The 11,357-nt window shown below is 72.9% G+C and carries 9 protein-coding genes; 4 read left to right on the forward strand and 5 right to left on the reverse strand.

The window, feature by feature from the left end; genetic code table 11:
* Nucleotides 1-9 precede the first annotated feature (9 nt).
* From ACZ4UV_RS38460 to ACZ4UV_RS38475, 4 genes are all read left to right on the forward strand, one after another.
* Nucleotides 10-2,196: an RICIN domain-containing protein gene (locus ACZ4UV_RS38460; protein WP_451016665.1), complete on the forward strand. Its 2,187-nt coding sequence runs from the start codon at nt 10-12 to the stop codon at nt 2,194-2,196.
* A gap of 144 nt (nt 2,197-2,340) precedes the next feature.
* A complete protein-coding gene (locus ACZ4UV_RS38465) occupies nt 2,341-2,871 on the forward strand; it encodes a (2Fe-2S)-binding protein (protein ID WP_467844467.1) in 531 nt (176 codons plus the stop codon).
* The gene (locus ACZ4UV_RS38470) at nt 2,868-3,863 is read left to right on the forward strand and encodes an FAD binding domain-containing protein (RefSeq protein WP_451016663.1); all 996 of its coding nucleotides are present in this window, start codon (nt 2,868-2,870) and stop codon (nt 3,861-3,863) included. Before ACZ4UV_RS38465 ends, ACZ4UV_RS38470 begins: the two co-directional genes overlap by 4 nt.
* Before the next feature lie 13 nt (nt 3,864-3,876).
* Nucleotides 3,877-5,964 carry a xanthine dehydrogenase family protein molybdopterin-binding subunit gene (locus ACZ4UV_RS38475; protein ID WP_467844470.1) on the forward strand — a complete coding sequence of 696 codons (2,088 nt, stop codon included), beginning with the start codon at nt 3,877-3,879 and terminating at the stop codon, nt 5,962-5,964.
* Here the strand turns inward: ACZ4UV_RS38475 and ACZ4UV_RS38480 are convergent.
* The 5 genes from ACZ4UV_RS38480 to ACZ4UV_RS38500 form a co-directional block, all read right to left on the reverse strand.
* Nucleotides 5,942-7,699 carry an MFS transporter gene (locus ACZ4UV_RS38480; protein WP_451016661.1) on the reverse strand — a complete coding sequence of 586 codons (1,758 nt, stop codon included), beginning with the start codon at nt 7,697-7,699 and terminating at the stop codon, nt 5,942-5,944. The genes ACZ4UV_RS38475 and ACZ4UV_RS38480 overlap by 23 nt on opposite strands.
* Complete coding sequence (locus ACZ4UV_RS38485; protein WP_390041296.1) at nt 7,696-8,163, reverse strand: MarR family winged helix-turn-helix transcriptional regulator; 468 nt, start codon at nt 8,161-8,163, stop codon at nt 7,696-7,698. The genes ACZ4UV_RS38480 and ACZ4UV_RS38485 overlap by 4 nt, the downstream gene beginning before the upstream one ends.
* Before the next feature lie 86 nt (nt 8,164-8,249).
* Nucleotides 8,250-8,423 (reverse strand): hypothetical protein, encoded by a 174-nt coding sequence (locus ACZ4UV_RS38490; RefSeq protein ID WP_451016660.1) that lies wholly within the window; start codon nt 8,421-8,423, stop codon nt 8,250-8,252.
* 25 nt (nt 8,424-8,448) lie between these two features.
* Complete coding sequence (locus ACZ4UV_RS38495) at nt 8,449-8,805, reverse strand: PRC-barrel domain-containing protein (protein ID WP_451016659.1); 357 nt, start codon at nt 8,803-8,805, stop codon at nt 8,449-8,451.
* Between the two features lie 43 nt (nt 8,806-8,848).
* Nucleotides 8,849-11,299: a SpoIIE family protein phosphatase gene (locus ACZ4UV_RS38500; RefSeq protein ID WP_451016671.1), complete on the reverse strand. Its 2,451-nt coding sequence runs from the start codon at nt 11,297-11,299 to the stop codon at nt 8,849-8,851.
* Between the last annotated feature and the right edge of the window lie 58 nt (nt 11,300-11,357).

The raw sequence follows: 11,357 nt of genomic DNA on the forward strand, positions 1-11,357 counted from the left end.
GGAGAACCAGTGCTTTCCCTTCACCGGCGCCGCAGACCAACGGCCGCCGCAGCGGTGGCCGTTGTCGCCGCCTCCCTGCTGACCGCGGCGGGCGCCTCCTCGCCCGCGTCCGCCGCCACCCTGCCCACCGGCAACGTCACCCTGCTCGGCGCGGCCGGCGGCAAGTGCGTGGACGCCAAGGCGGCCGCCACCGCCGACGGCACCGTCGTCCAGCAGTACACCTGCAACAACACCACCGCCCAGCAGTGGAGTTTCACCGCCACCAGCGGCGGCTACGTCCGCATCAACAACGCCAACAACACGAACGAGGTCCTGGACGTCACCAACGTCTCGACGGCCGACAACGCGGCCGTCCAGATGTGGACCTACGGCGGCGGCAACAACCAGCAGTGGCTGCCGGTCGACGACGGCGGCGGCGCCTACCACTTCGTCAACCGCAACAGCGGCAAGTGCCTCGACGACCCCGGCGCCTCGACCGCGGACAGCGTGCAGTTCGTCCAGTACACCTGCAACGGCACGCAGGCCCAGCGCTTCCAGGTCGTCCCGGTGACCCAGTCGGGCAACCCGGACCTCGGCTCCAACGTGGTCGTCTTCGACCCGTCGATGTCCGCGTCGACCATCCAGAGCAAGCTGGACTCGATCTTCCAGCAGCAGGAGACCAACCAGTTCGGCTCCCAGCGCTACGCCGTGATGTTCAAGCCCGGCGCCTACAGCGCGGACGTGAACGTGGGCTTCTACACCCAGGTCCTCGGCCTCGGCCTGTCGCCCGACGCGGTCTCGATCAACGGCGCGGTGCACGCGGAGGCCGACTGGTTCCAGGGCAACGCCACGCAGAACTTCTGGCGCGGCGCCGAGAACCTCTCGGTCAACCCTGCGGGCGGCAGCGACCGCTGGGCGGTCTCGCAGGCGTCCGCCTACCGCCGGGTGCACCTGCGCGGCAACCTCGCCCTGGACGACGGCGGCTGGTCCAGCGGCGGCCTGATCGCCGACAGCCAGATCAACGGGCAGGTCAACTCCGGCTCCCAGCAGCAGTGGCTGACCCGCAACTCCCAGCTCGGCAGCTGGACCGGCTCCAACTGGAACATGGTCTTCGTCGGCAGCACGGGCGTGCCGTCCACCACCTTCCCCAGCCCGCCGGACACCACGGTCGCGCAGAGCCCGACCTCGCGTGAGAAGCCGTTCCTGTACGTCGACGGCTCCGGCAACTACCAGGTGTTCGTCCCGTCCACCCGCTCCAACTCCTCCGGCACCAGCTGGAGTTCGGGTTCCGCGGCCGGTACGTCCCTCTCGCTCGACAGCTTCTACGTCGTGAAGCCGGGCGCCACCGCGTCCCAGATCAACGCGGCCCTGACGGCGGGCAAGAACCTCCTGGTCACCCCCGGTGTCTACCACCTCGACCAGACGCTGCAGATCAACCGCGCCGACACCGTCGTCCTGGGCCTCGGCCTCGCCACCTTCGTCCCGGACAACGGCATCACCGCCATGAAGGTCGCCGACGTCGACGGCGTCGACATCGCCGGCCTGCTCTTCGACGCCGGCACCACCAACTCCGCCACCCTGGTGGAGGTCGGCCCGACGGGTTCCTCGGCTTCGCACGCGAGCGACCCGACCTCGCTGCACGACGTGTACTTCCGCGTCGGCGGCGCGGGCGTCGGCAAGGCCACCACGAGCCTGGTCGTCAACAGCGACAACGTCATCGGCGACCACATGTGGATCTGGCGCGCCGACCACGGCAGCGGAGTCGGCTGGACCACCAACACCGCCGACACCGGACTCGTCGTCAACGGCGACAACGTGACCATGTACGGCCTGTTCGTCGAGCACTTCCAGAAGTACCAGACCGTCTGGAACGGCAACGGCGGGCGCACGTACTTCTACCAGAACGAGATGCCGTACGACCCGCCGAACCAGTCCGCGTGGATGAACGGCTCGACCAGGGGCTACGCGGCCTACAAGGTCGCCGACTCGGTCACCAGCCACCAGGCGTACGGCCTCGGCAGCTACTGCTACTTCAGCACCAACCCCGGCGTCGTCGCCGACCACGCGATCGAGGCACCGGCCAACTCGAACGTCAGGTTCACCAGCATGGTGACGGTCTCGCTCGGCGGCACCGGCACCATCACCCACGTCATCGACAACAGCGGAGGACCGTCGAACTCGTCGACCAACGTGGCGAACCTCAACTCGTATCCGTGACCGTCGCCCGGTGAACGGATCGTGGGTGACCCGGCGTGCCCGCCGGGTCACCCACGGCCGTCGCCGCCGTCGGCACGTGTGGGACGGCGTGACCTGGATACCCGGACCGAACGGCAGCACGGCCCGTCCGGAAGCAGGCACGCCATGGGCAGTGAGATCCAGCGCTCCGAAACCACCCTCCGGGTCAACGGGAAGCCCCACACCCTGCTCCTGGACCACCGGCGCGTCCTCCTGGACGTACTCCGCGAGGACCTCGACCTGACCGGCGCGAAGAAGGGCTGCGACCACGGCCAGTGCGGCGCCTGCACCGTGCTGGCCGACGGCCGCCGGGTGAACAGCTGTCTGCTGCTCGCCGTCGCCCTCGACGGCAGCGAGATCACCACGATCGAGGGCCTGTCCGCAGACGGCGAGGCCCCCCACCCGCTGCAACGGGCCTTCCTCGACCGTGACGCCTTCCAGTGCGGCTACTGCACCCCCGGCCAGATCTGCTCCGCCGTCGGCGCGCTCGCCGAGGCCGCCGCCGGGCATCCGTCCCAGGTCACCGACCCCGCGCTGCAGTCCGGCCGGCCGGTCCCGCTGGACCGGCCCGAGATCCGTGAGCGGCTCAGCGGCAACCTGTGCCGGTGCGGGGCCTACCCGCGCATCGTCGAGGCGGTCGAGGACGTGATCCCGTGAGGTCCTTCGACTACGTCCGCGCCCGCACCCCCGAGGAGGCCGTCGAGGCCTTCGCCGCCCGCCCCGGCGCCCACTACCTGGCCGGCGGCACCAACCTCGTCGACCTCATGAAACTCGGCGTCGAACGGCCCACCGCGCTGATCGACGTCAGCCGCCTCCCGCTGGACCGGCTCGAACAGTTGCCCGACGGCGCCCTGCGCGTCGGCGCCACCGTCCGCAACAGCGACCTCGCCGCCCACCCCCTGGTCCGCGACCGCTACCCGGTGCTCTCCCAGGCCCTGCTCGCCGGCGCCTCCGGCCAGCTCCGCAACGTGGCGACGACCGGCGGCAACCTCCTCCAGCGCACCCGCTGCACCTACTTCCAGGACCCGGGCAAGCCCTGCAACAAACGTGAACCCGGCAGCGGCTGCGGCGCTCTCGACGGCGTCCACCGCGACCACGCGGTCCTCGGCCACTCCCCGCACTGCGTCGCCACCCACCCCTCCGACATGGCCGTGGCCCTCGCCGCCCTCGACGCCCGGGTCGAGCTGTACGGCCCCGACGGCGCCCGGACCGTGGACCTGACCGACTTCCACCGGCTGCCCGAGGACCACCCCGAGCGGGACACCGAGATCCGCCCCGGCGAGCTGCTCACCGGGGTGCTGCTGCCCGCCGCCACGGCCGGCGCGCCCTCCGCCTACCGCAAGGCCCGCGACCGGGCGTCGTACGCCTTCGCCCTCGCGTCCGTCGCCGTCGTCCTGCGCGTCGCCGACGGCCTGGTCACCCAGGTGGGCCTGGCCTTCGGCGGGCTCGCCCACCGCCCCTGGCGGGCCCGGGTCGCCGAGGCGGCCCTGCTGGGCGAGGCGGCCGCGCCGACGGTCTTCGCCGGCGCCGTCGACCTGGAACTCGCCGCCGCCCGCCCGCTGCCGGACAACGCCTACAAGGTGCCCCTCGCCCGCAACCTCGCCCTCGACGTCCTGGCCCGGCTCGCCCCGGCGCCCGCCCCGCTCTGACCCGGAGGTCCCCATGGCCCGCACCGCCGCCCTCGGCGCCCCGGCCGAGCGCCGGGAAGGGCTCGCGAAGGTCACCGGCGCCGCCCGCTACGCCACCGAGCACCCGCTGCCCGGCCGCGTCCACGCCCGCGCCGTCCCCGCCACCGTGGCCCGCGGCCGGATCACCGGCATCGACAGCGGCCCGGCCCGCGCCGTCCCCGGAGTCGTCGCCGTCCTCACCCACGAGAACGCCCCGCGCCTCGCCGAACCCGAGGACGCCACCCTCGCCCTGCTCCAGGACTCCGACGTCCCCCACCGTGGCTGGTGCGTGGCCCTGGTCGTCGCAGAGACCCCGGAGGCGGCCCGCGCCGGAGCCGCCGCCGTACGGATCACCTACGACACCGTCGGCCACGACGCCGTCCTCACCCCGGGCCACCCCGGCGCCCACGAGCCCGAGGAGGCCAACGGTGGCCAGCCCGCCCGCTGCCGCCATGGCGACCCGGAGTCCGCCTTCGCCGCGGCCCCCGTCCGGGTGGACGTCACCTACCGGACCCCGCCCCTGCACAACCACCCGATGGAACCCCACGGCAGTACCGCGTCCTGGGACCGCGGCCGGCTCACGGTGTACACCTCCAGCCAGGGCACCAGCGACGTCCGCGGCGTGCTCGCCGGGCTGTTCGCCCTGCCCGTCGGCCGGGTCACCGTGCGTGCCGAACACGTCGGCGGCGGCTTCGGGTCCAAGGGCTCCGCGCGCCCGGACGTGGTCCTCGCCGCCATGGCGGCCCGGTACACCGGCCGGCCGGTCACCCTCGCCTACCCGCGCCGCCACCTGCCCACGGTCGTCGGCCACCGCGCCCCCACCCTCAACCGGCTGCGGCTCGGCGCCACCTCGGACGGCCGGCTCACCGCGCTGCTGCACGACGTGACCACCCACACCTCGCCGGTCAGGTCGTTCGTGGAACTGGCCGGCACCACCTCGGGCGTCATGTACGCCACGCCGAACCTGGACGTCGTCCACCACGTGGTCCCGCTCGACGTGCCCAGTCCCTCCTGGATGCGCGCACCCGGCGAGGCCACCGGCATGTACGCCCTGGAGTCGGCGATGGACGAGCTGGCCGACGAACTCGGCGCCGACCCCGTCGAGCTGCGGATCCGCAACGAACCCGACCGCGAACCCGCCGGTGGCCTGCCCTTCAGCAGCCGGCACCTCGTCGAGTGCCTGCGTGAGGGCGCCCGCCGTTTCCGGTGGAGCCACCGGGTGCGGCTCGCCGAGGGCCCGCTGCTGATCGGCACCGGGGTGGCCGCCGCCACCTACCCGGTCATGGCCTCCCCGTGCACGGCGACCGCCGAGGCCCGGCCGGACGGCACCTTCCTGATCGGGGTGAACGCCTCCGACATCGGCACCGGCGCCCGTACCGTCCTCGCCCAGATCGCCGCCGACACGCTCGGCGCACCCCTGGACCGGGTCCGCACCGAGATCGGCGACAGCGACCTGCCCCCGGCCCCGGTCGCGGGCGGCTCCTCCGGGACCGCCTCCTGGGGCTGGGCGGTGCACGAGGCCTGCGCCCGGCTGCTGAACCGGCTCGCCGACCACACCGGTCCGCTGCCCGAGCGGGGCATCGGCGTCCGCGCGGACACCAGCGGGCGCGCGGACGCCGACAGCCCCTACGCGCGCCACGCGTTCGGCGCCCACTTCGCCGAGGTCGCCGTCGACACCGTCACCGGCGAGGTGCGGGTGCGCCGGCTGCTCGGTGTCTACGCGGCCGGGCACATCCTCAACTCCCGTACCGCGCGCTCCCAGTTCGTCGGCGGCATGACGATGGGCCTGGGCATGGCCCTGACCGAGGGCAGCACGGTGGACGCGGCGTACGGCGACTTCGCGGAGGCCGACCTGGCGTCGTACCACGTTCCCGCGCACGCCGACGTCCCCGACATCGAGGCGCACTGGATCGACGAGGACGACCCGCACCTCAACCCCATGGGCAGCAAGGGCATCGGCGAGATCGGCGTGGTGGGCACCCCCGCCGCCGTGGGCAACGCCGTCCACCACGCCACGGGTATCCGCTTCCGCACTCTGCCGCTGACCCCGGACCGGATCCTCACCGCTTTGAACGCACGGTGACCTTCGCGACGGGGGAGGGGCGTTCCTCGACGGGACGGTGGCTGCCGCGCAGGGCGGAGGCCACCGCCGAGACCAGGGCCATGCCGGCGGCCACGCCGAAGACGATGGACAGGCCGTGGTGGAAGGGACCGGAGACCAGCTGCGGGAAGAACGTGTGGCCGGTCAGGACGGACCGCTGGGCCTTGCCGACATGGTCCAGGACGCCCTCGGAGGCGAGCAGGTGCTCGATGGGGTTGTTGCCGAGGAACGTCGCGAACAGCGTGCTCACCGGCGGCAGCGACGCGGCGTGCGCGGCGGAGGCGGCCGGCACGCCGTGTGCCACGAGGCCGCTCTTCAGCGTGGACGGGAGCGAGGAGGCGAGCCCGGACACCATCAGGGAGAAGAAGACGCCGATGGACAGCGCGGTACCCGAGTTCTGGAAGGTGGAGCGCATGCCCGAGGCGACACCCCGGTACTCGGCCGGCACGCTGCCCATGATCGAGGAGGTGTTGGGCGCGGAGAACATGCCCTGGCCGAGGCCGTTGAGCAGCAGCAGCGCCGCGAACAGCCCGTAGTCGAAGTCGACGGGCAGGGCGAGCAGCCCCAGGAAGGACGCGGTGACGACGACCAGCCCCGCGGTGGAGAAGAACCGGGCGCCGAACCGGTCCGACAGGTACCCGGACACCGGTCCCGCGATCAGGAAGCCCAGTGTCAGCGGGAGCATGAAGATGCCGGCCCACAGCGGGGTGTCCTCGAAGTCGTAGCCGTGCAGCGGCAGCCAGATGCCCTGCAGCCAGATGATGAGCATGAACTGCAGGCCGCCGCGCGCGATCGAGGTCAGCAGGGCGGCCACGTTGCCTGCCGCGAACGCCCGGTTCCGGAACAGCGCCAGGTTGAACATGGGCTCGGCGACCCGCGTCTCGACGACACAGAAGGCCAGCAGCAGGGCGGCGCCACCGATCAGGCCGGTCAGCACCCAGGGGTTCCCCCAGCCGGTGGCGCTGTCGCCGTAGGGCTGGATCCCGTAGGTGATCCCGGCGAGCAGGATGCCGGCACCGGCCGCGAAGGTGAGGTTGCCGAGCCAGTCGATCCGGCCGGGGCGGCCCGCCGAGGTCTCGCGCAGGCTCAGGTACGACCAGATCGTGCCGGTGACGCTGACCGGGACGCTCACCCAGAACACGGCACGCCAGTCGACGACGGCGAGCAGCCCGCCGGCCAGGAGACCGAGGAACTGCCCGGCCAGCGCGGTGATCTGGTTGATGCCGAGGGCCATGCCGCGCTGCCGGGCCGGGAAGGCGTCGGTGAGGATGGCGGCAGAGTTGGCCGTGAGCATGGACCCGCCGAAGGCCTGCACGATCCGCCACAGGATCAGCCAGAGGGCACCGGCCCCCGCGCGGAACGGATCGAGCGACAGCGCCACCGAGGCACACGCGAAGATCAGGAAGCCCAGGTTGTAGATCTTCACCCGCCCGAACATGTCGCCGAGCCGCCCGAGGACGACGACCAGGACGGCGGAGACCAGCAGGTAGCCGAGGATCATCCAGAGCAGATAGCCGATGTTGCCCGGTGCCAGCGGGTCGAGGCCGATGCCGCGGAAGATCGCCGGCAGCGAGATGATCACGATCGACGCGTCCATCGTGGCGATCAGCACGCCGAGCGTGGTGTTCGACAGCGCGACCCACTTGTAGCCCGGTCCGGCCGGGGTGTCCTTGTGGCGGGCCGAGCGCAGGGCCGCGGACCACCCGCGCCCGCTCACAGCCGCTCCGCCAGCCGGCCGAGGAGCGGCAGGGCCGCCCCGAGCGTCGCGCGCTCCTGCTCGGAGAACGTGTCGAGAACGGCCGCGAGGCGCTGGACCGACTCGGAGCGCCGCTCGGCGAGCACCGCCCGCCCCTCCTCGGTGACGGCCACGATGCTCCGCCGCCCGTCCGCGGCGTCGGGGGTACGGCGGACCAGACCGCGCTGTTCGAGCTGGGTGAGGGTGCTCGCCATGGCCTGCGGTCGTACCCGCTCCGTCTCGGCGAGGGAGGTCGGGGAGTCGGGGCCCTCGGCCGCGAGCCGCGCGAGGACGGAGACGCCCGACAGGGAGACGTCCCCCACGGCGTGCGCCTGCCGCAGCCGCCGCGTCACCCGGCCCACCGCGAGCCGGAGGTCGGACGCGAGGCGGGTGGCATCGCTCAGGTCGCGTATACCGCCGCCACCGGCGGCCATGTCTGCCTTCACATGTACTAACACTAGGTTTATCAGTCTGAACTGCTCAACCATTCGTTAGTAAATACGATGACCGGCGGACTGGGTCGGCGGGCTGGTCAGCGGGCGATGCGGTGGTGCCGGCCGCGGTGCCGCAGGCGGAGCGTGGCGTAGACGAGGTCGGCGAGGAGTACGACGGCGCCGATGACCAGCAGGTAGAACAGGCCGTGGGCGGCGAATCCGACGATGCCCAGGACGACGGCCACAAGGATCAGGAGCAGGAACAGACTCATCGGCTCTCCCGGACGGCTCGGTGGGTCAGCGGCGGGCCAGGCGGCGCTCGCCGCCCGCGCCCGGGACGTAGTCGAGTTCGTAGTGCGCGAAGACCGCGGGTTCCCGAGCGGCCGGCAACTCGCCGTCGGTGTCGATCGACGGAGCCTTCTTGACCACGCCCTTGCGGTACGCGACCTTCAGGTAGGCCGGACCGACGGTCGCCTCGGCGAGGGGGACGAACACCAGGCGGCGGCGCGTGGGCAGCCCGACCGTCACGGTGACGAAGCGGGGCTTGTCGGTCGTGGTGTCCACGTAGACCGACTCCAGGACGCCGATCTTGTGCCCGGCGGCGTCGACCACGTCATGACCGCGCCACTCTCGGATGTCGGTTGCTTCGAACATCGGGCACCTCCGCCGAGCGGGTACCCGGTGCGGGCGCCGGCAGTCATGGAGCCACGCGGATGCCCACGACGCAGGTGTCGTCGTCCGTGTCGGACCGGCTGTGGGTCAGCAGGCGGTCCACCTGCTGGTCCAGGGCCGGCGGCACCGTGCGGGCAGCCTTCAGCAACTGCGCGAGGGACTCCTCCACGGACCGGTCACGGCGTTCGACCAGTCCGTCCGTGTACATCAGCAGGGTGTCGTCGACCGCGAGCTGCACCTCGTGCTCCTGGTACTCGGCCTCCGGTACGGCGCCCAGCAGCATGCCCCCGACCAGGGGCAGCGGCTCCGCCTCGCCCTCGCGCACCAGGACGGGCGGCAGATGTCCGGCCCGGGCCCAGCGCAGGGTGTGCCGGTCGGGGTCGTAGAGACCGCACACCGCGGTCGCGGTGACGGAGCCGGTCAGGTGGTGCGTCACCATGTTGAGCCAGGACAACAACTGCCCCGGCCCGGCGCCGGTCACCGCGAGCCCGCGCAGCGCGTTGCGCAGGACGACCATGCTGGTGGCCGCGTCGATACCGTGCCCGGCGACGTCCCCCACGCACAGCAGCACCAGCCGGGACGGCAGGACGACCGCGTCGTACCAGTCGCCGCCGACCAGATGCTGGGTCTCCGCGGGCCGGTAGCGTACGGCGAGGTCCAGTCCGGGAACCGCCAGCGGGGTCTGCTCGGGCGGCATGATGGCGTGCTGCAGCTGCAGGGTCAGCCGGTTGCGCTCGCTGGCCTGCTGCTCGGTGTGGGCGAGCTGGTCGCGGGTGGCGGCGAGGGCCACCTCGGTCCAGTGCTGGGCGGAGATGTCCTGGTAGGCGCCGCGTACGACGTACAGCTGGCCGTCGGAGTCGAGGACCGGTTCGGCCACCACCCGGATGTGCCGGGTGACCCCGTCCGGCCGCTGGAGGCGGAACGCGGTGGACGCCGCCCGGCGGTGGTGCAGCAGTGTGCGCAGGAACCGTCCGATGGCCACGGCGTCGTCCGGATGGGCGTGCGCGGGCAGGTCCTCCAGCGCCACCGGGACGCCGGAGGCGGGCCTGCCGTAGAGCTCGTACAGCTGCCCGTTCCAGGTGATCTCGGCGGTGAGCAGGTTCTCCTCGAAGCCGCCGATGCGGCCGAGGCGCTGGGCGTGCTGGAGCAGGCTGGCCAGCCGGGCCGTCTCGTCCTCGATGCGCCAGACGAGCAGCACGCTGCTCCCGTGCCGGCTGATGTTGATGTCGGCGACCGCTGCCAGCGGCACCTCGTCGACCAGGGCGGTCAGCCGCATGCGGTGGGCGCGGTAGGGCTCGCCGGTGGCGTGGACGCGCTCTATCCGTTCGAAGAGCTCGCTGTCACCGGCGGCCACCGGGTACGTCTCCAGCAGCAGGGCCCCGTTGACGACTCCCCGGGGGCGGCCGGCCGGGTCCAGGAAGCGGCTGTTCACGTGATGGATGCGGAAGTCGGCGAGTTCCCCGTCGGCGTCCAGCACCGGGACGAGCACGAGCGCGGGGTCGTGGAGCCCGTCGGCCAGGTCCATCAGTTCCGTCACGTCCGGCAGCACCCGCGGGCCCCCGGCCCCGTCCGGATGGTGCCCGCCGTAGGTCTCCAGGGTGTGCGCGCACAGCTCGGCCAGCGCCTCGATCTGCCGGACGACCGGCGGGGGAGGGGGGTCCAGCGGGGTGGGCCAGGCGATCTCCAGGACACCGTGGATCCGTCCGCCGGTCCCGGCGGGTACGGCGAACCGGCCGCCCTCCGGATGGTGGTGCTGGCCGATGGAGGGCATCCCCGTCTCGGCCAGGCTGCGGATCCAGTGGCCCGATCGCTCCGCGAGCCCCCGGCGGGCCACCGTCGTCACACCGGGCGGTACGTGCCGCCAGCGCCCGGCCTCTGCGGCGGGGAACCCCGCGGCGCCCGCCAGGGCGAGCGAGCCGTCGGTGCCCAGGGCCCAGATGGCCACCGCCTCGGCACCGAGGGGTGTCAGGGCGTGTTCCAGCAGGGAGTCGGCGACGGCCTGGGTGTCGTGGGCGGCCAGCGCGCCGCTCTCGGCGGCCCGCAGCCGGACGGCCGAGGAGTGGCCGTTTGCCGGCTCCGCGGGCCGGGCATCGGCCGCGGTGGCCGCCAGGAAGGCCGCGGTCACCTCCGAGACCCGGTCGCGGGCCGCCTGGTTGATGACGTCGACCGCGAACTCCAGCGGTGTCACCCCCGCCTGCCCGGCCAGCTCGGCCAGCTGCCGTGCGGCCTGCGCCGGACCGCAGCGCAGCCGTTCGACCAGGATGCCCTTCGCCAGCTCGATCAGGGCACGTCCGTCGGCCTCCGCCTGCGCCGCCCGCACCTCGCGGCGCAGGCGGTCCACGGTCGCCGTGAGCCTGCCGACGGGCGACGGCCTGCCGGGGCTGCCGGCGTCGGTCTCCGCAGGCGTGGGCCGGCCGCCCGCCGGGAGCTGCGGGCCCTGTGGATCGGGAGGTTGACGGAGGTCACTCACGGTCAGTCTGTTCCTCGGCTGGGACGCCTCGCGGCGTCACGCGGGTCGGCTGGGGGACGGTGCG

The sequence above is a fragment of the Streptomyces sp. NPDC028289 genome (genome assembly GCF_055565975.1).

Excerpts from the sequence above, each read along its gene's own strand:
- ACZ4UV_RS38495 (WP_451016659.1), bottom strand. The coding sequence starts at position 8,805 with ATGTTCGAAGCAACCGACATCCGAGAGTGGCGCGGTCATGACGTGGTC.
- ACZ4UV_RS38490 (WP_451016660.1), bottom strand. The coding sequence starts at position 8,423 with ATGAGTCTGTTCCTGCTCCTGATCCTTGTGGCCGTCGTCCTGGGCATC.
- ACZ4UV_RS38465 (WP_467844467.1), top strand. The coding sequence starts at position 2,341 with ATGGGCAGTGAGATCCAGCGCTCCGAAACCACCCTCCGGGTCAACGGG.
- ACZ4UV_RS38475 (WP_467844470.1), top strand. The coding sequence starts at position 3,877 with ATGGCCCGCACCGCCGCCCTCGGCGCCCCGGCCGAGCGCCGGGAAGGG.